At 40.4% G+C, this 24418-nt stretch carries 19 protein-coding genes and 1 pseudogene; 10 read left to right on the top strand and 10 right to left on the bottom strand.

Translation table 11 applies throughout. The features are described from left to right. Positions 1-116: 116 nt before the first annotated feature. From ACYTXL_RS00945 to ACYTXL_RS00930, 4 genes are all read right to left on the bottom strand, one after another. A complete protein-coding gene (locus ACYTXL_RS00945) occupies positions 117-350 on the bottom strand; it encodes a DUF3134 domain-containing protein (RefSeq protein ID WP_196514950.1) in 234 nt (77 codons plus the stop codon). Positions 351-550: 200 nt separating this feature from the next. Continuing rightward, the gene (locus ACYTXL_RS00940) at positions 551-979 is read right to left on the bottom strand and encodes a hypothetical protein (RefSeq protein ID WP_461923097.1); all 429 of its coding nucleotides are present in this window, start codon (positions 977-979) and stop codon (positions 551-553) included. 1043 nt (positions 980-2022) lie between these two features. Beyond that, positions 2023-3369, bottom strand: a complete 1347-nt coding sequence (locus tag ACYTXL_RS00935; RefSeq protein WP_461923096.1) for a substrate-binding domain-containing protein — start codon at positions 3367-3369, stop codon at positions 2023-2025. Positions 3370-4304: 935 nt separating this feature from the next. Further along, positions 4305-5390, bottom strand: a complete 1086-nt coding sequence (locus tag ACYTXL_RS00930) for a substrate-binding domain-containing protein (RefSeq protein WP_461923095.1) — start codon at positions 5388-5390, stop codon at positions 4305-4307. A 1813-nt stretch (positions 5391-7203) separates the two neighbouring features. Here ACYTXL_RS00930 and ACYTXL_RS00925 point away from each other — a divergent pair. The 9 genes from ACYTXL_RS00925 (at position 7204) to ACYTXL_RS00885 (ending at position 17102) form a co-directional block, all read left to right on the top strand. After that, positions 7204-7824 carry a hypothetical protein gene (locus ACYTXL_RS00925; protein WP_461923094.1) on the top strand — a complete coding sequence of 207 codons (621 nt, stop codon included), beginning with the start codon at positions 7204-7206 and terminating at the stop codon, positions 7822-7824. Between the two features lie 14 nt (positions 7825-7838). Then, positions 7839-8210 (top strand): hypothetical protein, encoded by a 372-nt coding sequence (locus tag ACYTXL_RS00920; RefSeq protein ID WP_461923093.1) that lies wholly within the window; start codon positions 7839-7841, stop codon positions 8208-8210. Next, complete coding sequence (locus ACYTXL_RS00915; RefSeq protein ID WP_461923092.1) at positions 8164-10911, top strand: hypothetical protein; 2748 nt, start codon at positions 8164-8166, stop codon at positions 10909-10911. The genes ACYTXL_RS00920 and ACYTXL_RS00915 overlap by 47 nt, the downstream gene beginning before the upstream one ends. Before the next feature lie 90 nt (positions 10912-11001). Then, positions 11002-11847, top strand: coding sequence for a hypothetical protein (locus ACYTXL_RS00910; protein WP_461923091.1), 846 nt, complete (start codon positions 11002-11004; stop codon positions 11845-11847). Positions 11848-12144: 297 nt separating this feature from the next. Further along, positions 12145-13194, top strand: a complete 1050-nt coding sequence (locus ACYTXL_RS00905; RefSeq protein ID WP_461923090.1) for a hypothetical protein — start codon at positions 12145-12147, stop codon at positions 13192-13194. 92 nt (positions 13195-13286) lie between these two features. Then, positions 13287-14111, top strand: coding sequence for a hypothetical protein (locus ACYTXL_RS00900; RefSeq protein WP_461923089.1), 825 nt, complete (start codon positions 13287-13289; stop codon positions 14109-14111). Positions 14112-14161: 50 nt separating this feature from the next. Further along, a complete protein-coding gene (locus ACYTXL_RS00895) occupies positions 14162-14866 on the top strand; it encodes a hypothetical protein (RefSeq protein ID WP_461923088.1) in 705 nt (234 codons plus the stop codon). Next, complete coding sequence (locus ACYTXL_RS00890; protein ID WP_461923087.1) at positions 14863-16437, top strand: TrbI/VirB10 family protein; 1575 nt, start codon at positions 14863-14865, stop codon at positions 16435-16437. Before ACYTXL_RS00895 ends, ACYTXL_RS00890 begins: the two co-directional genes overlap by 4 nt. Before the next feature lie 95 nt (positions 16438-16532). Then, positions 16533-17102, top strand: a complete 570-nt coding sequence (locus ACYTXL_RS00885) for a hypothetical protein (protein ID WP_461923086.1) — start codon at positions 16533-16535, stop codon at positions 17100-17102. Between the two features lie 318 nt (positions 17103-17420). Here ACYTXL_RS00885 and ACYTXL_RS00880 read toward each other — a convergent pair whose 3' ends face one another. From ACYTXL_RS00880 to petN, 4 genes are all read right to left on the bottom strand, one after another. Continuing rightward, positions 17421-17618: a hypothetical protein gene (locus ACYTXL_RS00880; RefSeq protein WP_461923085.1), complete on the bottom strand. Its 198-nt coding sequence runs from the start codon at positions 17616-17618 to the stop codon at positions 17421-17423. 11 nt (positions 17619-17629) lie between these two features. After that, the gene (locus ACYTXL_RS00875; protein ID WP_461923084.1) at positions 17630-20458 is read right to left on the bottom strand and encodes a GAF domain-containing sensor histidine kinase; all 2829 of its coding nucleotides are present in this window, start codon (positions 20456-20458) and stop codon (positions 17630-17632) included. Between the two features lie 154 nt (positions 20459-20612). Next, positions 20613-20777 (bottom strand): hypothetical protein, encoded by a 165-nt coding sequence (locus ACYTXL_RS00870; protein WP_461923099.1) that lies wholly within the window; start codon positions 20775-20777, stop codon positions 20613-20615. 4 nt (positions 20778-20781) lie between these two features. Then, positions 20782-20871 carry a cytochrome b6-f complex subunit PetN gene (petN, locus tag ACYTXL_RS00865; protein WP_012408302.1) on the bottom strand — a complete coding sequence of 30 codons (90 nt, stop codon included), beginning with the start codon at positions 20869-20871 and terminating at the stop codon, positions 20782-20784. A 464-nt stretch (positions 20872-21335) separates the two neighbouring features. Here petN and ACYTXL_RS00860 point away from each other — a divergent pair. Next, positions 21336-21900 (top strand): annotated as a pseudogene (locus tag ACYTXL_RS00860) (3'-5' exonuclease). Between the two features lie 67 nt (positions 21901-21967). On the opposite strand, the gene ACYTXL_RS00855 reads toward ACYTXL_RS00860, so the two are convergent. Beyond that, on the bottom strand, positions 21968-22207 hold the full coding sequence (locus ACYTXL_RS00855; protein ID WP_461923098.1) for a transposase: 240 nt from the start codon (positions 22205-22207) through the stop codon (positions 21968-21970). Positions 22208-22524: 317 nt separating this feature from the next. After that, positions 22525-24219, bottom strand: coding sequence for a DUF1565 domain-containing protein (locus ACYTXL_RS00850; RefSeq protein ID WP_461923083.1), 1695 nt, complete (start codon positions 24217-24219; stop codon positions 22525-22527). Between the last annotated feature and the right edge of the window lie 199 nt (positions 24220-24418).

Genomic DNA, 24418 nt, shown 5'->3' with positions numbered 1-24418 from the left:
GTGGGGTGGGCGTCTCGCCCGCCCAGTAACCAAAGGTGGGCGAGACGCCCACCCCACAATAAATAGTTGGATTATTTTTTTATTTGGAAGTCCCTTACGAATTACGAATTACCCTACTAGGCTTCTAAATCCATCTCAGCATCATCATCATCATGATCATAAGGGATATCGTCAAGGTCGATCATTTCTGAAATTTCTTCTACTTCATTTAGATACTCAGATTCTTGATGTTCACGTTCGATTAGACGACCAGTTGACTTTAACCATTCCAAGAGAATAAACTCATTACTTGTACGAATTACAGGCGCTCGCTGGTTACGAGGTTCTTCACGCAAAGGACTTATAGGCATAAAAAAACTCACTTTGAATTACGGGTCAGCGTGCGGAAACAGTAAAATTGTATACTAGCGTTAAAAGTCTTGTAAAACAACTCTTTTCTCAACAGATAAAATGTGACCCATAGAATTTTTCATCTCAACTCCCTCTAGTTACTTACCATTAAAATGTCTTCGCGTCCGTCCGAATAATAAATCTTCAAGCGGATGCCATCTTACAAGGCATTTGGTAACTTTGCAAGAGTTTCATACATACTAGAGGGCAATGCAGACAATCTGTTAGCTACAGCCACTGCATCAGCTAAGTTACTAAATTGACACCGGACTATATCTTGTCCATTTCCTGAAGGGAAACGCTTCCTAGCTTTGTTAGATACAGCACAAATAATCGCTAAAGCTTTGGCTAACCCATCTTTTGTCAATATTGTTTCTTGAGCAAACCCTTCAACAGGGATCAGGCAAACCTCAAACCGATAGCCCGGTCTGGGAGAAACAGCTATGTCGATATATGGTTTATCTTCTTTCCTAATACGGCGTAAATATTTGGCTGTCGAATTAGTATCATGCAAATCAGTCCCAAGGGCGTAAGTAAAGAAACAATCTTCTGTGAGGGATTCAGGACGGGTAATTATATCCGTTGGCATAAGTTCAACTACTATCCGTATGTTGTGGGGATTTGTGACACATTTTACTGTCCATTCTTCTTAGCACATTTTTTGACAGTCAGATGTATTCAGTTTCACGCGAGGTATTGCAATAGAGTTCTGCTCACTAAAAACTTCAAGTTTTAGAGTGCTGAAGAGTCTCATCTCTAAAGGTCTTAGCTCTATTAACTTTGAGACTTAATCGATACTTTCAGAAGACCTGTTATAGGTCATTATCTTCAACTTTATTGGGTCTCATTGGGTAGATTAGGAATATAAACTGACATAAAACACCTCCAAAATCAAAGAGTGTAGAGATTTAGATTCGGAGAGGCGTCTATATAATCAGTTACATGACCGAAAATATTTCTCAACTAGCTAATTCTAACATAGTTGACGATTGAACTTTTTTCAACTATTCCGACCGGTAGATATTCCGTCACCAACAACAGTAGGTTTGTATCCAATTGTAATATTTAGATAACTAAATCTTATGATTTTTAACTAGTTCTAATTTTTACTGAGCGTAATTATAGAGAGAGGATAAATACTGATTCCGATCGCATCATCTCATAAAGTAGAGTGGGCGCTGTTTACCATTTGCTCAAACCCCCTTATTTTTAGCTTATAAGCACTGCCCATCCTACACTTATTGAGAATGGGGCAAAATCTCAATTATTATGCTTAAGAACAAGTTCCATATTTCAATAGAACAGATTTATTATAACCTCTTTAGTTGAATGAGATAAATTGCTAAGGAACGTGGATTAAATAAAATGCAAAACTTCATCCTGTATCTAGCTTCCCTCTCCTTTATAAGGAGAGGGATTTAGGGTGAGGTAAGCCAGGGACATAAATTGTATCTTATTTAATTATTATTCCTAAAAGACTGGCATCTTCAAGAGTTATTGACATAAATAATCGCCTAAATAAATCCCCAGGATTGTATTTACGATCCTGGAGCATCATCTTCATATCCTTGCCAAGATATTTATAAACCAGAGAGGCAAGAGCGGTTAAAACCAAAAATGGTATTCACGCAATTATGGAGTGACGTAAGTATTGACAAGAGTTGTAGCCTGCTTTTTAATGGCATCGGGAAGAGGAGCATATCCCCGAGCTATAGCTATGTTGTTCGGGTTGGTTGTGACATTTGCTGGTGCTGGAACAGGTGGTACTCCTAAAGCCCAGTTGATGAATCCTTTAATACCAGTTGCTACGTTAGCGTCTGCGTATTTTCCATAAAATAGCACGTAACTTGCGCTAACAAGGGGGTAAGCATTTGCAGCTGTTGGATCAGTGACTACAAGTTTAATCCGCCGAGGACTTGCATCTTGGTCAGTCGCACCAACAAAAGCATTTCCAATTGAAGTTGGTGAGATGGGGTTGTAAGTACCTGCCTTGTTCTGTAAGACAGCAGCTTGCAGACCATTAGCTAACCGCGTAGAATTATCCACATAACCAATTGCACCAGCAGTAGTTTTGATCTTGGTGGCTACACCTTTACTTCCTGATGCAAATTGGAAACTGGCTGGCCAAACAACTGTATTGGCTGGTAGTGGATTGGGTATAGCGCCAGCTTGAGCAATACTTATTTCACCAACTCCTCTGTTCCATGTAGCACCAAAGACCGCCTTGAGATTACTGCTTAAAGTAAAAGTGTTGGCACTATTGTCACTACGACGTACTACAACGATGGGCTTATTGACTGCAATTATTGCGCCGCCATTATCTGCTTTAATTTTGGGATCATTCCAATTTGTAATGGTGCCGTTAAGAATACCAAGGTAAGTAGCTCGTGAAAGTTTAATTCCACCTGCTGGTACATTTAGACCAGTGGGGTTGTAAGCTAACGCAACTCCGTAGGTGATCACAGGCACTTGGATGGGGATACCAGTATTGGGACCTGCACTAAGTTTTTCTGTTCCTGTTATGGGGTCATCACTATCTGCAAAAGAGACTGGAGGATTGATAGTTGCCCCAGTTGCGGGTGGTGGGGTTTGAGTGAAAAAAGCTGTTACCCCTGCACTACTATTAATCGAAGCATATCTGAATGTTACGAGCGGATTGACTGCTCCTGGAGGATTGAGGGTTTTAGGATTTCCAACACCGTAAGTGTTAAACCATGAGCCTTGTGGGGCATAAGGAGAGGTAGTTCCTGTACCCACAAACAAAGTATTTATACTGCCTCCACCTGCACCATTTATGGAGGTTACTCCAGCTGGGGCAGGGGTCGTGGCGGTCTGAGCTAGAGATTTGTGAGTAGCAGATTGACCTACTACGAAACCAGTTGCGATGACAAGTACAGAAATTGAACTTGCCAAACAGGTCAATTGACGATCGCGATAAAAAGCCATATCAAGCTCCTTCAAATTAATTTCCGGTTCCACACCATATCAAATCCAAATCAAGTGTTAAACGGCGATTACAAATAACCTTTTATAAGCACAGTAAACTTGCATAAAAAAGGTATTTATTAAACAAAGTTTGCACAAAACTCTTCAGAATGTAGAGCAAATTAAAGGCAAAGCTTTAAATATGTAGAGGGTGTTAAACTATTGCTAATTTACCCTCTAACATAATTGTTTGCTAGTTAAAAACTATACATTCAATGTAAGTTTGTATAAATAAACATTCAGTGGCTTTAGTAGAAGGAAATGGTTAATAGGTACTATTAATCATTCCTAAATTACCATTTTTAGTCTCTCATTCCCTTTTAAAAAGCCATGTTTAATTTTACCTACTTACTTATTTGGCATGGCAAGTTCATCTGAATTATAAAAATTACTTTCTTTAATGTAGATATGCAGCAGTTTGCCACAAACTACCGCTAAATGCGAAGTAAAGAAAGTCAGAATTTCAGAAATCTTTTAGGACTGCTATGGTTAATAGCTAGTTAAATCTTGCCAATGAAATCAACACTATAATGCTAAGGTTAAGCCAAGGTTAATCTTAAGTTATAATTAGATTATGAAATGATTAAAAAGCTTAAATAGATTTTGGTAATTTAGAGGTGTTTCAAAGGTGGTTTTTATGGCAAATTTTATTCCTTTTGCAGAGAAAAATAAACACCTTTCGCTTAATATAGGACTTACGCATTGACAGAATAACAAAATAGTGGTGTTGCATAATTGAAGTATGAATTAGAGCGTAGGCGTAGCCCGTCGTAGACATCGCTATGTAGTGCCCTTTTAGGACTGCTATAGCTAATAGCTGTTAATTCTGTTTGCAAACAGAATTAACAGCTATTCTCCCACAGGCTACTAGGTCAATTTATAAACCGACGTTGCAACCAGAAGCACCGAAAGGAGTATTTAGGCAAGTCTTAAAACAGACCTTTAGCCGCAGTTTTAATGCTACCGGGAAGAGGAGCATATCCGAGAGATGTAGCTAAAGCATCCCCACCTGGCCCAAAAGCAGAGTTGACGAAAGTATTAAAACCTGTAGCAGCTGAGTAAAACACCAAATAACTTGCTGTGGAAATAGGATAAGCATTTGGACGGGCTGGATCGCTCAAATTATCAATTCTAATCAGCTTGCTAGCGGTATTAGTACTGTATTTTACGACAGTCCCACCATTAAGAGCCTCTGTAATTGAAGCTGTTGAGGGAGCGATGTAATTACCGGCCTTGTTAGCTAAGACTGCCGCAGGTAGACTTTTAGTTAAACGGGTAGCATTATCCAGATAACCAATTGCACCTTTAGTATTTGCGACCGCAGTGGCTACACCACCACCACCAGTAGCACCAATGAAACTGCTTGGCCAAGCAACAGTTGAACCTGCTCCTAGCTTCCAAGCACTAGATATTGCCTTCAGATGAGTGGTTAAAACAAAAGTAGTACCACTTGAGTCACTACGATGTACAACTTTGATAGGTACATTGAGTGCTATTTGGCGACCGTTGTCAGCACTAATGCTCTTATCGTTCCAATTGGTAATGGTACCGTTGAAAATACCAGAGTAACTAGCTCGTGAAAGCTTAATTCCACCGGCTGGTACAGTCAGACCAGTAGCGTTATAAACTAGTGTGACTCCGACACCGATCACAGGCACTTGGATGTAACTACGATTAGTACGTTTTTCGGTTGCGGCTACGGGGTCGTCACTAGCTGCAAAATTGACTGGGAAAGTGATTTTGGGAGTAGTACCTGCTGGTTGGGTTTGAGTGAATAAAGCTGTTAACCCTGCGCCACTACCAACTGGAGCATATGTGAAGCTGAAGCCAGGAGCGACTGTTTTTAGACCTGTAAATAAAGCGTTTACGGTGCTTGCACCTGCACCATTACCTAAAGAGGTCTCAGCTAGAGATTTCTGAGTAGCAGATTGACCTGCTACTAAACCAATTGTCAGGGCAAATACAGAAACTGAAGTTGCCAAATAGGTCAATTTACGATTAGAACAAAAAGCCATGTCAAGCTCCTTCAAATTAATTTTCGGTTCAACACCATATCAAATCAAAATCAAGTGTCAAACTGGCGATTATAAATAACCTCTAAGCACAAGAAATTGGCTTTATAGAGGTTATTAATAAATCAAAAGTTTGCACAACACTCTGAAGAATGTAGAGCAAATTAAATATATAGAGTGCATTAAGCTATTGCTAATCCACGCTATTGCATGATTATTTTCTAGTTAAAAACTCTACATTCCAAAGTAAGTTAGTCTAAATAAACATTCAGTGGCTTTAGTATAAGGGAGTGGTTAGTAGGTACTATGAATCATGCCTCAATTCCCATTTTCAGTCTCTTATCGCGTTTTAAAAAGCCATGTTTAATTTTACCCACTTACTTGGGATGGCAATTTTATCTCAATTATGAAAATCACTTTCTTTAATGTAAACGCGCAGCAGTTTGCCAGAAGCTACCGCTAATGTGCGAAGTAAAGAAAGTCAGGATTTCACAAATCTTTTAGGACTGCTATAACTAATAGCTGTTAAAGTTTGCCAACCAAATAAACAATATAAGGTTAAGGTAAAGCTTAAGTCATGATTAGATTATGGAATGATTAAATAACTTATATATATTTCTGGAATTTAGAGGCGTTTCAAAAGTAGTTTTTGTAGCATTTTTTTATTAATTCACCAGAGGAAAATCTGAAACTTTCAGTTTTGCATATTAAGCTTTTTGTAGAGGTTTTAATAAGTATTTAATAAAGTTTACGCAGTTTACAAATTAACCAGTGTATGTGTCAACGAAAATACGCTATTTCAGCATTTTATTAGTTGCGTAGGCGCAATCCAAGCAAGGCTTCGCCAAAAAATAGCTGAAAAATCTAGCTAGAATTCCAAAAATCTATATTGCGTATTTGGTCTTTTCTGTCAACGGTAAGTGATAGTATTGTTTTTCACAATTCACCAATTTATGAAAAAGAGGGGGAAGCGGGAAAGTGATCTAATGCCAGGGTTATTTCATTCCCCCCTAGTCCGCCGGGGAATAAATTAAGAGTCTCATAGCTAAAGTCGGTTAAAACCGACTATGAATAAGTTTTTGAGTCCATTTTAACGGACTTGAACTATAAGAAAAGGAAATTTATTTCCGGGCTGGTTATGCCAAGAACGAAATAGCCCTGGATTTAATGCTTTTACCGTTTAACCTTTTAACCTTTTTCCCTCAGCAATCTCCGGTAAACATTTGGAGATTATTTAGCCAAGAGGATAAAGCGTGGTATATTTCATTCTATGGACAGTAGACTGATTAACGCGGATATGAATTGTACTGCTAATATAATCTCCAAAAGTATTCCCAAAAGGCTTTGCAGATGGGATACTCTAGCCATTGCGTTGCCAACTTGCCCAAATTTGTAGCAATTAATGTACTAATTTGTAGTACATTAGGTAACGATAACACCTTACAAGACAGTTGTTTGGAGGGATAAAATGTTTTCTATAGAAATTGTAACTATGCTGCCAAGCATTGTCTGGCGTTTCTACCAGATTGCCCAACCTCTAATTGAGGCCAAATCGCTGGAATAGAAAAAGTTTAGGAGGACTCTGGCAGTTCTGGTTTAAAGCTCGAAACCTAGTTTCTAAAACTACGCATATTTACCTTTTAAACCAAACTTAATATTTTATTAACTTTCTTTAATAAAAGTTTATATATAATCGAAGACTTTACTGCAAACTTCATAATTTCATTAAAAATGAATGTTTAATCATGTTAAATTGAAAATGGCTGTAAAATTTTAGACAACGAACACTCATAGTACACCATAGGAAAATTAGCAAATGTCTAGACAAAGTTCTCACGAGAGAAACTTTTTCAAAGCTTTAACTGGTAGTGCCGTCAAAGGATCTCATAACTTCAGACTGGGACTTAAATCCGCCCTGATGATTCTGGTTGAATCTGTACCTTTTTTGATTGCTTGTGCTGTACTCATAAGCGTTATCAGCCTAAAAAGTCCTATCCTGCTCTTTTGTTTACTAGTTGGTAGTTTAATTGTAGTGATCACCCAGCAAATTGGGGAGCAGGTGAATTTACCAAGGCGATCGCTAGTATTATTACAAATTTTAGTAGCAGCGATCGTCCTGAGTTTATATTGGTTAGACTATTTTGCCGCCCCCGCCCAAGCACAGTTTTTTGGGGAAGCTGAAAAGTTTTTCAAAAGAACCTTACAAAATGGTTCAGGAACAAATGCTGGTGGTAGCGACACACCAGTAAGCTTGATATTTAATGTGTTACGGGCGATTTACTTACTCTATATTGCAATTTCCCTGGTTGGTGTGATTAACGCAGTGCGTAAAGATGAAGATTGGCAAAGCATTGCCAGAACTCCCCTATTAGTCGTTGTTGCTGTTACCATTGCAGATGTACTCACACGCTTTGTAATTGGCGATAGCAGTAAATAATTCAGATATTTAAAATGTCTCAAGAGCGGGAACAAGAATTTCGTCCAGTCAATCAAGTTCTGGGAAGCCAACCTTCATTAGGACCAATTCCTGCCGATCAAATTCTTCCTTGGACGGTAATCGCCTTAACCTCATACTTTATTATCAATGGGATTTTTGGTGGGATTTTCCAAGAAGAGTTTCAAAAATGGTTGTGGACAGTACTAATTACTGGTTGGGGAATCGGAACTTGGTGGATCTTAACTGGTGGTAGGAGTTGGAGCTTTTTAAGTAAATTTATTGGCGTTCCCGCTTGGACAAGAGGCTTTGCTCGTTATCAAAGCTTACTAGAAGTTAACCATGAAGCGAAAAATCGGAAAACAAAGCGTCGCCGTCGCCGGAAATGAAAGTAGATTAACACCATTTGAAGATGCCTTACACTTGGCGACAATGCTACGTGTGGCTATGAATGGACGTGATATTGGCGCTTACCTTTTGACAAAAGGTACTCAAAAAGATCAGTTCTGCTTTGTTTTTGGTTTTGACTGTAAGGGAATTCATACAACCTTAAGACCTGAACAAATCGATACACTTTTTAATAACATTGAAGCTGGATTGAAAGACATCCCTAGCGGTGAAAGAATGACACTGCATTTGGGATCTTTTAGTTCAGACAAAGAGCGCCAAAAAGAATTAGCATCATTAATAAAAAATACGCCATCACGAGATATCAAATATTTGTTGATGGCGGAAAGAGCTAGACTCAAAGAACTAACAATTTCTGGTATTCGTAAGCCAAAATTTTTGCGGATTTATGTCACTTACACGATTGAATCCAACTCCAAAAATGGGGATGATTGGATAGAGAAGCTTTTGGTTAGAGCTGAATCATGGTGGTTGAAATTCAAAGGGGAACTCTCAGAAATAGAAAACCAGCGTATTGAAACCCTGATCACAAATGCTTACAAACAGGGTTTTCTACGTTGGGAACAAATTTTATCTAACCAAATGGGGTTGGATGTCAAGCCTTTGAAAGCTGAGGAACTCTGGGAGGAAATCTGGAAAAGGTTTAATGATACAGATCCAATAGATATTCCCCAGTTAATGACTTTAGATGAACAAGGACTACACGAGCAAGTTAATTCCGATTTAGCTAGTACTAAATTGCTTATAGACAATATCCACGGCACAACTTTGCTGATGGAGTCTAGCATACCTTGTGCCGATCGGCGGTGGGTTAATGTTAACAATAATTATATTGGCGCACTCTCATTTCTCGAAAAACCCGGAGGTTGGTCAAATAAATCTACCCAACTGCGCTATTTATGGGAACTGTTGGCGAGAGAAAGAGTAGTAGATACAGAGATTTTTTGTGAGCTGACTGCGGCAAATCCAGCAATGGTGAAAACTACTCTGCAACGAGTGCTGAAGCAGTCAAACATGACAACAATTATGGCTCAAGAAAAAAGTAAAACCATTGATGTCAATGCTCAATTAAAGTTAAAGAAATCGGTAGCAGCTCAAGAACAATTATTTGAAGGCGCAGTCCCGATTTATACGAGTGTCGTCATTTTGGTACATCGTCCAACTGTAGAAGGATTAGATGAGGCAACAAGATATATTGAAAACTGTTTTCAACGTCCAGCAAAATTAATTAGAGAAACTGAGTACGCCTGGAAAATTTGGCTGCAAACACTACCGATAGTTTGGGAAGGTTTGTTAGCCACACCCTTCAATCGTCGCCAGCTATATTTAACAAGTGAAGTTCCCGGATTAATGCCTTTAGTTTTAACTAAAAGAGGTGATAAACAAGGCTTTGAGTTGATTGCTGAAGAAGGCGGAACACCCGTACATTTAGATTTATTTAATCAACACAAAAATTTAGCTTTGTTTGCGACAACTCGTGCGGGTAAATCGGTGTTGGTATCAGGAATTTTAACTCAGGCTTTGGCGCATGGTATTCCAGTAGTGGCGTTAGATTTCCCCAAACCTGATGGTACATCTACTTTCACTGACTACACAGAGTTTATGGAGGGGAATGGAGCGTATTTTGATATCTCCAAACAATCGAATAACTTATTTGAACAGCCAGACTTACGATCGCTAGAACCAGAACAACAGCGCGATCGCTTTAACGATTATACAGGGTTCCTAGAATCAGCTTTGATGACAATGGTTTTGGGATCATCCACTGAAAGTCAAATTTTATCGCAAACCGTGCGATCGCTGCTCAACTTAGCATTAGAAGCCTTTTTTGCAGATGAGGGCATCAAAGAGCGATACCGACTGGCGATGGCGGGAGGATTTGGCACTCTTGCTTGGCAGAAAACCCCTACCTTAAAAGATTTTCTCTTTTTCTGCTCACCAGATCATTTGCAGCTAGATTCTTTAAGTGGCAGAGTAGAAGACGCCCTCAGTCAAATTCAACTGCGCTTGCGGTTTTGGCTTTCTAGTCGTGTGGGACAAGCGATTTCTGCACCATCCAGCTTTCCTACCGATGCACAACTTTTAGTTTTTGCTCTCAGAAACCTATCAGATAGTGAAGATGCAGCCGTACTCTCTTTGAGTGCCTATTCAGCCGCACTACGACGCGCACTTAGCAGCCCAGCTTCCATATTCTTTATCGACGAAGCACCAATTCTATTTGAATTTGAGCAAATTTCTGACTTAGTTGGTAGAATTTGTGCCAACGGTGCTAAAGCTGGGATTAGAGTCATCTTATCAGGACAAGATCCTGATACTATTGCCAAATCTAAAGCTGCATCTAAAATTTTGCAAAACCTGACAACACGATTGATTGGACGCATTCAGCCAGTTGCAGTGGATAGTTTTGCAGAGATATTAAAATATCCCCGCGAAGTTATTTCTCGTAATGCCTCAGAAAGCTTTTTTCCGCGTAAAGAAGGCGTTTATAGCCAATGGCTACTAGATGATAACGGGATTTATACATTCTGCCGTTACTATCCAGGTTACGAACAATTGGCAGCAGTTGCGAATAACCCCTCTGAACAAGCTGCACGTAGCAAAATGATGCAACTTCACAGCAATAAATATGAAGCTTTTTCTGCATTTGCACGTCAGTTAGTGGCGAATTTACGTAGTAGTTAATCGGGTTGTGTAAGCAGTTAACAATGTTCAAAAAGTTATAAATCATAGTTAAAAAGCTTAATTTAGTCTATTTTTTTCAAGCACAAATGTATGCAAAAAACTACCATTTTAACTTTAACGTTACTATCCCTGGCAATCCTACCAGCAATGGCACAAGTTCAGACGAGCGGATTAGGCCATGTTTGGACTGATTTTCAATCATATTCCACAGATTTGCAAAACTACCTTCAATATAATCTCAGCGACAACTTAAAGCCTATAGAAGTACAGAGTCAAAATGCTTTAAGTAATGCCAAAGGAGACTTGAATCTACCTAACCCCGTCGCTGCGGGACAAACGGTTCGTGATAATTTGATTAACTACTCTTATAATTCAGACTCTAAATCAACCCGCTTTGAAAATAATTCAGCAGTACGGGGAAATTTAGTTAGTAATGAACTCAATCGTGTAATTACCCGTGGAGTCGCGGTAGGTGTTCTTGGTAAAAATGGACAAATTCGGACAAAAATAAAGTTAGAAAATACTGAAAACACACTAAAAAATATTGCCGATATTACCGACCAGGCGGAGGTAGGGAGCCAAGGGTTTATTGATAAAGCTCGCAATTTAATTCCTCCAACTGCTTCTGTTGCAACTATTAGTGCTGGAGATATTGCAACTAGCGGCGCTATTTCGGCTTTATCACAATTAATAGGTGCTACTCAATTGCAAAGTATTAAGATTCAACAGGCACAATCACAAATTGCAGGTGAAACATTTGCTCAGACAATACAAACGAATCAGTCTTTACAGTATTCAAATTTAAATTTAGCAAACATTTCTCAGCAAACAGAAGAGGCGAATCGCGCTCGGAGAGTAGAAACATCTACAGAAGCGGCGCGACTTTTACGAGCTACTTCTCAACTGGATTTGTTTGGGAGAAAAGTTAATAAGTAGGATTTATACAATTTTTAAAATCCTTAAACTTGTTAGGGACTGACAAATAAAAAATACTCAACTACTTCTTGTGGGGTGGGCGTCTCGCCCGCCCGTAGCCAAAGGCGGGCAAGATGCCCACCCCACAAGATTGGATAATTTATTTGTTGTAAATCCCTTAGAAACTAACAGTAAGTCTAAAAAACAGTTTTGTCGGGTGCGTTAGCGACAGCGTAACGCACCGAAAGCATCCGGGATGGTGCGTTAGGAACGTAACGCACTCTATGAAATCTTAAACAAATAGCCCATTAAATCAAAATGCAACTTGCTATTCAACTAATTTTTGGCCAAGTAGGCATTGATCAGATTATCGATAATGGTGCGGCAACTTCCCAAAGTGTTGCCCAAGGTTGGGACAAACAATGGCTGGATTTATTACAAAATAATACCAGTAATAACTTGTATGGAGCGCTGACCAATCTGGGTATTTTTTTTGCAGTAGGAACCCTGTTATTTTTTATGATACAATTCCTCAAAGACTTAATATCCTACGAATATACCCGTCCCATATCAGCCTTAATTTGGCCTTTTATTGTGGTGCTTCTCTTAAGTAATTCAGGCAATGGAAGTATCCTTTCTAATCTGACTCTAGGAGTGCGGAATTTTCTAAACACTGTGAATCAGCAAGTATTGGTAACAGCAGATGCGAATAAAACATACCAGCAAGCACTGAATATGAGTGTTGCCGAAGAAGTAGCTGGCTCTTTTCTGCGTCCTTGCCAGTCGCTTACTGGTGAACAACAAAGTCAATGCTTTATCAAAGCTGCCGAAAAAGTTAACATTCTCTGGCGAAAATATAGAGAGATATACGGAAATAAAAGCTGGATAAATAGATTACAAACTAAGGTAGATAATATCAGATATGGCACTGGCATTGTATCAGAAACCTCATTTAATTCTTTGTTAGGTTCTACAGTCCAAACAAGTATCAAAAACTTTTTGGTTTCCTTACAATATGCCTTCCAGAATTTGATAGAAGTTACGATGTTGTTGATAGCGGCTTTAGGTCCACTGGCTGTAGGTGGTTCTTTACTGCCTGTAGCTGGTAAACCAATCTTTGCATGGCTGACCGGATTTTTATCTATTGGAATTGCCAAGATTTCATTCAATATTATTGCTGTGCTGACTGCCGCAGTTATTGTGAATGGGCCAGGTCAAAATGCTAATGTTGATCCAGACTTAATGTGGTTCATAATTTTTCTGGGAATTTTAGCACCAATTGTATCTTTACTTGTGGCTGCTGCTGGCGGTTTTGCAGTCTTCAGTGCGATCAGTAATACGGCTTCTTTAGTAAATGAGAGGATATAAGAAATGAAAAATGAATAAACTCAATTTTGGCAAGTCTGCTGACTGCTGATTATATACAATAGCTGAAGTTTTTTGCAGAAGGAGGTGAGTAAATGGTGCGTTTACTGGAAAAAAGACAAAGAACGGCAAGTGTTTTGACAATTTTTGCGATCGCTAGCTTCAGTTTACATATATTAGTTTTACTTTTATTCTTATTCCAAGGGATAAATATTCGTCAACTCAGTCTGAGAAAATCTCCCAACTTTGTGCAATTAATAGATGGTAAACCAGTAGCTAATATTGATGATTTAGCCAGACAACCAGAAGCAATTCGCCAATTCATCAGCAAAACGATGATCTCAATGTTTACCTGGTCTGGAACCTTACCACCACAAACTATCGAAGAACTTGCAAACCCAAAAGCAGATTTAGGAATTCTTATTCAAACACCTCAAGGGAGTAGCCAAAAAATTAGCACCACCAGTTGGATAGCTAGTTTTGCTTTATCAGAAGATTTTCGCAAAGGTTTCTTAAGCACAGTTGCAGAAATGACACCGCCAGAAGTTTTCTCTGAAAATCCCAACCAAGCGATGACATCACAATTAGTTATTAAGCGGGTTTATCCGCCAAAACAAATTGCACCCGGTAAGTGGCGAGTGGGTATGGTAGCCGACTTAATTCAAAAAAACCGAGTTGGTGGTGCAAAACTCATAACTCCTTTTAACAAAGATTTCCTTGTACGTGCAGTAGATTATTTCGCTAATCCGCAAGCCGACAATGGCACAAACCTGCAAAAAGCAATTTATAGTGTCCGCGCTGATAGACTAGAAATTTATGAAATTCGTAACTTATGTTTGCTAGATGGCTACAACAACCTGAACGAAGATAAATTCAGGCAATGCGGTTCTGGACAAACATCTGATAGCTTTATTAGATAATCGATTTCTAGTTCACTGGCTGATAGTACAATTTATTTAATTAATTATTAATGCAATTACTCAAACCAGAAAATAGGACAAATAGCCCTTTACCAGTGTTGGTAGTAGGAACCTTTGGTTTACATCTATTTACCTTGCTTTTACTAATATTTAACGGGTCTATGTTACAACAGTTAAGTAGGCAACTCACACCTCAAAGTTTAGTGCAACTTGTTGATGGTCACACTATAACCGTAGACCCCCAACCAAATTTAGAGCGACAACCAGAGGCGATTCGCCGCTTTGTGGGTGAAACAATGACCTTAATGCTTACCTGGTCACAACAACAGCCGCCAACACAGGTCTGGGAAATTACCTCCCAACTGGTAGCTGATGATTTTAAACAAAAACTTAAGTCAGAACTTACTAACTTAAATCCAGATAGCCAATTTGAAAATGTTAATAGAGGAGCGGAGAATGTATTAGTAATCCAAAAAATTTCTCAACCTACAGAAATAGACAATGGAAAGTGGAAAGTGGATATAGTTGCCAATCAATTAGTTTTTAGTAGTTATGATAAGTTGGGAAAATCAGTTTCCTTTAATAAACAAATTTTAGTTAGAGCCATAGATCAACCAGCACCTTCACTACCAAATGCAGCACTACCGTTACACTTCGCAGCTTACCGCCTTGGTGAAGCCAAACTAGAAATTTATAATGTATGTGAAATCCAAGATCAAAATTGTTCTGCAAATCCAACCAAAGCTCTACCATGACTAGATACTCAATTCCTACGGAAACTCCTCCCCAAAATGGATTTACTCTAACCACCGACGATGGCCAACCAAAAGTAGAATCTTTAGATTGGGAATCACAGATGTCAAGGTTGGTCGGCTTTGAAGAAGAATCTCCTACAGATATCCCAGGATCAGAAGACTCTGTAACGGCGCAAGAGTTTCTTTCTCAACCGCAACAAGTTCAGACTAAGGAAGCCTTCTCATCTAATCCCTTTGCAAAGTTAGCTTTGGTAGGGGCTGCTACCTTATTGATAGTTTTGGTTGGTGGTGTGTTTTTGTCCAAGTTGATGAGTAGCAGCAGTCAAAAACCAAAAAATATTGTTTCTCCAGAAGCGCGATCGCAGCCCACTAATGAATCTAGCTCTCAACAGCTAGGATCTGAAGTAGATAGTCTGAAAACGAAATTAGCCCTGACTGAACAAGCACAGTTGGTAAAAGCCGCCCAACAACAGCTCAGAATTGCCAAATCAACGCCGCCAGTAGCCTTACAACAACCGTCAGTTTCTTCCAGAGATCTACCGAAAGTGATACCAACACCCGCACCAACAGTTTACGTACCTCGGACAGTGACAGTTGATCGTCCTGTACCTACTTCTCAACCTTTGCTACCACCCCAACTAGCAAACACTCAGCCGGTAGTCAATATAACTCCACCATCTCCACCAAGCGCACTTGAAGAGTGGACAAGGTTAGCAAAGTTAGGTAGCTACGGTCAAGTAAATGCTACCAATCAACCTAATAGCATTGCAGCGGCTCCTGAACCTGTAAACAATACGCAGCAACAGACAAACCCAAATCCTGACAAAACCGCTCCTCTGGTGAGCCAAGCGCAACCGCAGGGACAGAAAACCGTACCTGTCGGGACTAGTGCTAAAGCTGTGTTGGCGACAGCGATATTTGGGGAAACTACTAAGTCAAGCGGTGGTAATGAAGGAAGCGAACAGAAAAATGTATTTGTGATCCGATTGCAAGAACCGTTAAAATCTACAGATGGTGCGATCGCTCTACCTGCAAACACCGAATTTCTAGCTGAAGTTGGTTCCCTTTCCGAACAAGGTCTTTTCCAGATGAACGTAGTTAAAGTCATCTCGAAAAATAATGGCAACCTTACAGAACTAAACTTACCTAACAATGCAATTTTTATTCGCGGTACTCAAGGTAAACCTTTAATGGGAAATAAATTTCCCAGTCAAAGTTCGTCCATAGCATCAATGGATGCAGGACTATTCGTTTTAGGAGGTATTAGTAAAGCAGCAGAGTTAGTAAATCTCCCTGATACTCAACTCGTATCACTTCCTACTACCACTACCACCCCAGCAACAGGAACGACACCAAGCACCACCAGTAACAGCTCAACTCTTACTACTATCAGTCAACCCAGACGCAACCTTGCAGCTGGGCTTGTGGAAGGTGGTTTGAACTCTGTAGTACCCCAAATTGCCCAACGTAATCAACAGGCGATCGCCCAAATGTCACAACAAAATGGTGTTTGGTTTTTGCCAGCAGGCACAAATGTTGAAATATACGTTAATCAGCCAACGGAGCTTTAGGAGGTAGGATTTATACTAATTTTAGATTTTGGATTGGGTAATGGTAATTAATAATTAGTTTTGTTTCCATCTTTGGGATCTCCACATTTGCAACCATGAACAATAATCCTAAATTGTCAGGAAATACCCCACATAATTCTTATTTCCTACCTATAGCTTCCTTAATTTTCTCGGTTGCTATGTTCTTGTTAGTAGGCCGTGCTGTAGCTAATAACGCCGTTCTGCGTTCCATATTTTCGTGCCAAGCACAGGGTTTAGGGGGAGCAATACCTACGATCAAAATTTGGTATCAAGAAGGAACAAACTTAAGCTTTATTCCGGCTGGAGAAGTAATTAAAAAAGTTTGGTTAAACGATCCATCACAGGTAACTATAGATTTTGATGGCCCAGTATGTATGCAGTTTGGTCAACAAGCTAATGCTAGTGCAGGAGATTGTAAAAACTCGGCAGCGAATGTAATTCAACTCAGACGGATTGCGAAACTGGACATTCCTGGACTTCCTCCCACTAGCAATACACTTTTAACAGTTGTTACTGAAGGGCAAGGTAGAAACAAGTTGTATACTTTTCGAGTGCTATATGGAACAGATAACCCTGAATATCACACTTTAGCAGTTTTTCCCGATCCTGGTCAGGAAGGTTCTTGTGTGAGAGTTTCACAATAAACTTCTAGCAAAAGTACCCAATGACCACCAGTGAAGTTTCCCCTCTACAAAAAGCGTTAATGCTGATGTATGTCTAGATTGTGACTTTTTAAAAGCCTTGCTCTCCTTTTTAAGGCTTATCGTTACCCACATCTTTTCAATCACTCACTTCGTTGCTATTCCGTTTGAGAATAAATTCCAAAGCGTAACGCACCAAATCCTTACCAGGACTTACGCAAACAATACCTAAAATCCTGATTTTTAGGTAGGGGCAATACCCTGCGGTCAGCTAAAGCTACATGAATTGCCCCTACGTCTGTTGTCAACTTAACGTAGAAGTTAGGCAAGGCATGCTTTCGAGGTTTGAACCTCATCCCCAGCCCCTCTCCCAATTTTGGGAGAGAGGAGCAAATTCTCCGGTATCTTGGCACTCTTCGTTAAAACAGGGTAGGCAAAACCCTCTGTTCGCGTAGCGCGATGCTCTAAGCTTGCCGTTCGCGCAGCGTCTCGTAGAGAAGAGTCTCGTAGAGAAGGCATCGCCTGTTTTTTTAACTAACTGTCCGTTTCATCGGAATTTCTATCCAGAACTCACAGCCGTTACCAGGTTCAGAAACACACTTGATATTACCACCGTGTTTTTCCACAATAATTTGGTAGCTAATAGATAACCCCAAACCAGTACCTTGTCCAGGTTGTTTGGTGGTAAAGAAAGGTTCAAAAATGCGCGATCGCATCATCTCTAAAATCTCATAACCATTGTTAGCAATCCAAATTAGAATAGTATTCCCTTCTGTGACTTCTGTACGAATCCAAATTTTAGGATTATCAATTATTTTTCCAGCTTTCTCTGAGTTTTGCAGTGCATCGATCGCATTGTTAAGAATATTCATAAATACCTGATTAATCTGGGCAGCATAGCACACTACCAGGGGCAATTCACCATATTGCTTAACTACCTCAATAGCAAAAGAATTTGTTTCTGGTTGCAGTCGATGTTGTAAAATTAGCAAAGTACTTTCGATGCCTTCATGAAGGTCAACTGCCTTCATTCCTGCTTCGTCAAGGTGAGAAAAAGTTCGCAACGACAAGACTAATTGAGAGATCCGATCTGCCCCCATTTCCATTGAAGTCAGAATTTTGGGCAAGTCATCACTAATGAAATCTAAATCCAGTGCTGCTGCTTGGTTTTCAATTTCTCCTATTGCCTTAGGATACTCTTTCTGATAAAGGCGCAGTAATTTAAGTAAATTTTCGGCATATTCAGTAACATAAGTAATGTTGCCATAAATAAAACTAATTGGGTTGTTAATTTCATGTGCTATACCAGCAACTAACTGCCCTAAGCCTGCCATTTTCTCACTTTGAATCAACTGGCTCTGAGTGTTCTGCAATTCTTTAAGATTCTGGGTGATTTCTTCTTTTTGACGTTGAGTTTGTTCGAGTAATTCCGCTTGCTGAAGTCCTACCCCTAACTGAGTCCCAATCTGCATCAGCAAATTTATCTCATCTTCTTGCCAATCACGGAGTTTGATATTTTGATAAGCTGCTAGTAATCCCCAGAGTTTCTCCCCCTGAAAAATCGGCACAATCATATATGCCCTAGCCTCCATTCGCTCGATTAGTGCAATATATGGAATAGAATAATCGGTGCTATAAATATCCTTAATAACAAGAGTTTGACCATTAGCAAAGTCTCGAACTTGGTTTTTTTGCAAGTAATCATCTGCTGCGGCGTAGCCCGCACTTCGACCCTTCTCTACGAAACCCTTCTCTACGAGACGCTGCGCGAACGGCAAGCTCAGGGCATCGCGCTGCGCGAACGACGTAGGCTCAGGGCAGGTGTTACCCTGAGCCTGCCGAAGGGCAAGCTCAGTGACCATCATAGACATCGCAGATATAATTTCCTTTACTGATGTCCAACCTGGCGCTAAAGACTCAGCAACAAATTCCCCACTCCAATCAGCCCGGAATCGATAGATTGTGACTCGATCAACTTCCAATAGCCGTCGGACTTCTTCTGTACTGGTAGCAAAGATGGTATCAATATCAAGAGACTGGCGAATTTTCTCCACCGTTGCGGCTAACGCCTTCTCCCTTTGGGCTGCTTTCCGTTCTCGTTCGGCGGCTTTAGCCAGTTTTTGAGCTTGCACCTGCACCTCTTTCAATGACTCAGCTTGCTGTAATGCTACTCCCAATTGGGTGCTAACTTGGATAAGAAAGTAAACCTCATCTTTTTCCCAATCACGGCTTCTGGCATTCTGGTACACTGCTAGCAAGCCCCAGAGCGTCTGACCGTGGTAAATGGCAATGATCACATAAGCTCTTGCTTGATATATCTCTAAGGTTTTAATGTAGCAGTCGCTAAAGCCTGCACTGTAAATATCATTACAAACACGGTAAACTTCACACCTGCCGAAGCCACCACCCTCTGTATCTTGTAAGTAGGTATCAGCGACTGGGGGTTTAGCTAAATCTTTGGCGCTACATTCGCTGACGTTTTCTTTCAATTCCGGCCGATGTAACTGCTGCTCCATGAGGGAGAACCAACCCTCTGCCACTGATTCAAACACGAATTCACCACTCCAATCGGGATTGAAGCGATAAATAGCCACGCGGTCAGCATTTAGCATCTGCCTAAGTTCTACGGTGCTTGTGCGGAAAATGCTTTCCAAGTCTAGGAATTGACGAATTTTCTCAATGGTTATCGCTATGCTTTTCTGCCATACTGCTGCTTTTTCTATGGCTTTTGCTTGTGCTAATTGTGCTGATTGTAATTTCACTTGTTCCAGGTAATCTGCTTGCTGCAAGGCAACTCCCAGATGTTCGGCGATTAATTGCACAAACTCAATTTCTGATGCTTCCCATTGCCGAGAACTACTACACTGATGAAGACACAGCAATCCCCATAAATTTTTACCTTTCATTAAAGGGGCAGTTATATTGGCACGTACCTGGAATCTTTCTAGCATTTGGACGTGACAATCACTGATACTAGCTTGATATATATCAGCCATTGCTTTAATCCTACCTTGCTGATATAATGATGCAAATTTCGCAGCAAAGCAGTGGTCGTCCACTTTTCCTGCTAGTGCCGAACCCCATTCTGCTCCCACATCTTCATAGATAAATTCCCCTTCCCATCCCAATTCGGGATAAAAACGAAACACACTAACGCGATCAGTTTTCAGAAGCTGGCGTACTTCAGTGACTGTAATTTTGAAGATAGTTTCTATGTCTAGAGACTCACGAATGCGGGCAATAACGCCAAACAAGGCTTTTTGTTGCTTATTCTGACGCAGCGAGAATGTCATATCTGAATCAGATTCTTGCTGCTCTGAATTTGGTTGTATAGGTTGAATAGTAGAGGCGTTTTCCATTCCCAGTCAGATTTTAAATATTGAAAGTCTTCTATCTTATAATTCCCCTAGATAGTAGAAAGGTAACAATTATTTCCTTGAAATGCCAGATAAAATAATGTAGGGACACGATATTATCGTGTCCCTACAAAAAGAATTTTCAACCACGAGAAAATTACCGCCGCTTAGGAGGGGCGCTGCGGGTGGTGCGTTTCTCTTCCTCTTGGCGACGGCGATCGCGCCAATCTGCCACGGTTAAATAACCAATACCACCAGTGACTACTACCAGCAGCACTACAGCAACTAAAGTCAAAATACTCAAAAATGGACTTTCCACCATGCCTCTACAGTCCGTTACGTCCCCAGACTACCATTGCAATTGACCAAGTGAACACAACTAACAGTGATACCCAACCTAGTGTCAAAATCTCCATACTCCCACTTTTAAAATAATTACAAAAGGTTTCTAATATTTATCATACTGGGAAGTGGGCATTGGGGAGTGGAAAGTAGTAGTAAAGAAGTGGGGAATCTTACTTCTTTATTCATAACTCTTAACTCGTAACTGTTTTGCCCAATCCCTACTCCCCAATCAAAATATAAAGTGAACGAAACTTCAGACATTCAACTGATGGCAGAACGCCTATAATCCCTGAAAGCTGGAATAATTGGGGGTTTATCTCTGTGTTTCGCTTTTGCGTAGGCGTAGGCCGCACTTCTCTACGAGACGCTGCGCGAACGACAAAGCTCAGTGATCATCGTAGACATCGCTAGTCTTTTGAATACTTTAGTACTCGCAAAGTATTTTCAGACACTGGCAAGTCTGCAAAGTGATGTTAACTGGTACTTGTGGGTAAGTGCTACGTTGGCTTAAACCTTTTTCATCAATCTAAATTATATGAAAACTAAAATATCCGACTATTATCTGATAGTCGATCTGGAGGCTACGTGCTGTGACAGTGGGACAATTCCTCGTCATCAAAATGGAAATCATTGAAATCGGTGCCGTAATGCTCAATAGAGCAACGGGGGAAATGGATTCAGACTTTCAGCAATTCATCCAACCGGTGAAACATCCGCAACTGACAAGTTTTTGCACAAAATTGACTAGTATTCGGCAGGAAGATGTTGACGAAGCGCCAAAATTTCTAGAGGCAATTTCTCGCTTCAAAGAATGGATTTATTCATTTCCCAATCATATTTTTTGTTCTTGGGGCAATTACGACAAAAAGCAATTTATTCAAGATTGCGCGTTTCATAATTTCCCTTATCTTTTTATTTCAGAACACATAAACATTAAAGAGGAATTTTCAGAATATCTTGGTGTGTCTAAAAAATTTGGCATGGCACAGGCTCTGAATGAGTTGGGGATAGAATTAAAAGGCACACACCATCGTGGCATTGATGATGCCCGCAACATTGCAGCTATCTACAGACAGATTAAAACCAAAAAACTAAGCTGAATAATGGGAAAGTTACCCGTTAACTACACCAACTTTCATGTGTAAATAAATTTGGAGTTATACCAATTTAATATGAAGCTGCATAGAATAGAGCTTCCAAGATAAAGTTGTAAGAAGAGACAGACATTACCTGCTCAAATGTAAGTTGGTTGAATATTTCCTGGATGCGATGCCGAAGGCGGGCTACGCCTACGCTTAAAGCTTGTAAAGAAGAAAACAGTTCATTTTGAAGTGGTTTTTTGAGGAGCTGCCAAAGCCTCTCGAGCGGGTTGAGTTCGGGAGAATGTGGTGGTTGAAGAAGAGGAATAATATTCTCCGGTCAACGAATTGCAGAACTGGTATGAGCGCTCGCTTGGTCAATCTGTAAAATGGCATAATCCGAGCCTAATCGCTGAGATAGCCAGTCCAAAAACTGTTGAAAATACTCGCCATTGAGTTTGGGGTATTCATGCTGGAAATGCTTTCCTGTCAAGGGTTCGATAGCACCATAAATCTAAAAATTTTCCCGTTGCCATTAAGTATAATTTTATCGCAAGTTACTGATTTGAGAATCTGAGCAATGTATTTGGAAGCGCCAGACTAACAAATTATCAGTCTGGCGCTTTCAATTTGCTAACTAGGCACTTACGGAACTGTTACCAAATAGGATGAAGGAATTGGTTGAGCGCGTCCAGCATTAACGAGTGCCTGGTAAACAAAGGCAGCAACTTCGGCTCTAGTCGCCTGACGATTAGGATTGAGTTGCTTGGCTGTGGGATAGTTAATTACTAATTGCCGTGCAGTTGCCGCAGCAACAGGTGCGATTGCATAATTAGGAATCTGGGCAGCATCGGTGTAAAAGGCAAGGACATTCTGATTATTCGTAGTTAAGCCCAAACCATTAGCTAAAGCGACCAACGCCTGCACTCTTTGAATTTGCTGCTGTGGCTTAAAACTTCCATCAGGATAACCAGAAACAAATTGACTCTGGTAAGCAGATTGAATTGCAGTGTAAGCCCAGAAATTGCTTGCTACATCCTTAAATTTAATGCCTGGGCGTTTAGCTCGTGGTGTTAAGGCTTTAGTGACAATAGCTGCGAATTGAGCGCGGGTTACAGGTTCATTGGGTTTAAAGCTGCCATCAGGAAAGCCGGCAATAATATTTTGCGAGGCTAAAGCTTGGATGTAGTTTTTTGCCCAGTAATTTGCTGGCACATCTTTAAAAGCAACAGTCCCTCCAGACGGTATGTTAACAGCTGCGGCAACAAAATCTACTGAGCCAAAAATCTTTTTCTGATCGATATCGTTGCCAACAGCGACAATTTTACCAGTTTTAGTGGCGTTGTTCACATCATAACGAGTGTTCTTGCGGATTAGATTACCACCAGGATTTTCGTTGGTGCCAAGATCGGGTAGAGCGTTGACAGTTGCGACTACTCCATCCCGTTTATTGTTCTGAATGACATTTTTACGCAATACGGGCTTCGCTGACTCTGAGATAAAAAGACCGTCTTGGTTTTCGACAATTTGGTTTTCCACAATTAGAGGTGTGGAAGTGCCACCGATCGCTAGACCAAAACCAGTATCCTGAAATAAGTTATTCCGAATCTCTCCTTGGGCAGCTTTAGCAATTGAAATCCCATTGCCTTTGTTTTGCACAAAGACGTTATTCTCAACTTTGGGATTGCCTGTACCCGTGACAAAAACGCCCTCTCTGAGACTGTTAGTAAAAGTACTGTTTTTGATAGTGGGATTAGTTGACTCTACCCACACACCCGTACCCCGCGCATTTGGGTTGGTGACGGTGACACCGGTGATCGTGGTATCTTGGTCGGTAAGAATGGTAATATCCTGTCTGGCAAAGGTGCGACTAGTGTAAAAACCTCCACCTGTAATCAATATCGCCTCACCTTTAGTAGCTTCATCACCCCGCAGTGTTACCCCTGGTTTAAGCAAGAGCGGGAAGCTTTCGCCACTTTCCTGGTTATAGTTCCCAGGTGCTAATTGAATAACTGCACCTGGTTGGGCTTGACTGAGAGCGAAACTGATGCTTTTGTAGGGTGCAGATGACGTTGTACCAGCACTAGCACTATCTACACCATTTGTAGGATTAACGTAAATCACTGCGGCTGTTGCGGGAGCTTGCGCTGTGAGAGTTGAGCCGATACCTTCTGGGTGAGTCGCACCAGCATTAACCTCACCCGCTAGTAGTATTGAGCCACTAGAAACAACAAGCAAGGCCGTTAGTCTGGCTCCCACGCGCAAAGTATATCTGAGATGACTGCTAGAAAGAGGGCGAAAATTTTTCGCCTTAGAAATGTGAAAACCCCGATATTTCATTTTTTGAGTCTGTGATGTGCTGAATTACGGTATGTCGAACAAGGAGGTTAAAGGTAGCAGCCTTGTAGCTGCTATAAAACCCATGCAAAACTATACTGGATGATTAGCACCGATTGAGCTAAATTCCCTAGATAGATCACAGAACTTATACATTAGTTATATTATGTTATTCAGAAAACTTTACTGGTACACAATTCAT

The organism is Nostoc sp. (assembly GCF_054880495.1).
Note: the sequence above shows the minus strand (reverse complement) of the source record. Positions and strands in the feature narration are given on the sequence as shown.

Bases quoted from the DNA above. Each gene is read 5' to 3' on its own strand.
- ACYTXL_RS00945 (WP_196514950.1), bottom strand. From the start codon at position 350: ATGCCTATAAGTCCTTTGCGTGAAGAACCTCGTAACCAGCGAGCGCCT.
- ACYTXL_RS00940 (WP_461923097.1), bottom strand. From the start codon at position 979: ATGCCAACGGATATAATTACCCGTCCTGAATCCCTCACAGAAGATTGT.
- ACYTXL_RS00930 (WP_461923095.1), bottom strand. From the start codon at position 5,390: ATGGCTTTTTGTTCTAATCGTAAATTGACCTATTTGGCAACTTCAGTT.
- ACYTXL_RS00925 (WP_461923094.1), top strand. From the start codon at position 7,204: ATGTCTAGACAAAGTTCTCACGAGAGAAACTTTTTCAAAGCTTTAACT.
- ACYTXL_RS00920 (WP_461923093.1), top strand. From the start codon at position 7,839: ATGTCTCAAGAGCGGGAACAAGAATTTCGTCCAGTCAATCAAGTTCTG.
- ACYTXL_RS00915 (WP_461923092.1), top strand. From the start codon at position 8,164: ATGAAGCGAAAAATCGGAAAACAAAGCGTCGCCGTCGCCGGAAATGAA.
- ACYTXL_RS00910 (WP_461923091.1), top strand. From the start codon at position 11,002: ATGCAAAAAACTACCATTTTAACTTTAACGTTACTATCCCTGGCAATC.
- ACYTXL_RS00905 (WP_461923090.1), top strand. From the start codon at position 12,145: ATGCAACTTGCTATTCAACTAATTTTTGGCCAAGTAGGCATTGATCAG.
- ACYTXL_RS00900 (WP_461923089.1), top strand. From the start codon at position 13,287: ATGGTGCGTTTACTGGAAAAAAGACAAAGAACGGCAAGTGTTTTGACA.
- ACYTXL_RS00895 (WP_461923088.1), top strand. From the start codon at position 14,162: ATGCAATTACTCAAACCAGAAAATAGGACAAATAGCCCTTTACCAGTG.
- ACYTXL_RS00890 (WP_461923087.1), top strand. From the start codon at position 14,863: ATGACTAGATACTCAATTCCTACGGAAACTCCTCCCCAAAATGGATTT.
- ACYTXL_RS00885 (WP_461923086.1), top strand. From the start codon at position 16,533: ATGAACAATAATCCTAAATTGTCAGGAAATACCCCACATAATTCTTAT.
- ACYTXL_RS00880 (WP_461923085.1), bottom strand. From the start codon at position 17,618: ATGCCTTCTCTACGAGACTCTTCTCTACGAGACGCTGCGCGAACGGCA.
- ACYTXL_RS00875 (WP_461923084.1), bottom strand. From the start codon at position 20,458: ATGGAAAACGCCTCTACTATTCAACCTATACAACCAAATTCAGAGCAG.
- ACYTXL_RS00870 (WP_461923099.1), bottom strand. From the start codon at position 20,777: ATGGTGGAAAGTCCATTTTTGAGTATTTTGACTTTAGTTGCTGTAGTG.
- petN (WP_012408302.1), bottom strand. From the start codon at position 20,871: ATGGAGATTTTGACACTAGGTTGGGTATCACTGTTAGTTGTGTTCACT.
- ACYTXL_RS00850 (WP_461923083.1), bottom strand. From the start codon at position 24,219: ATGAAATATCGGGGTTTTCACATTTCTAAGGCGAAAAATTTTCGCCCT.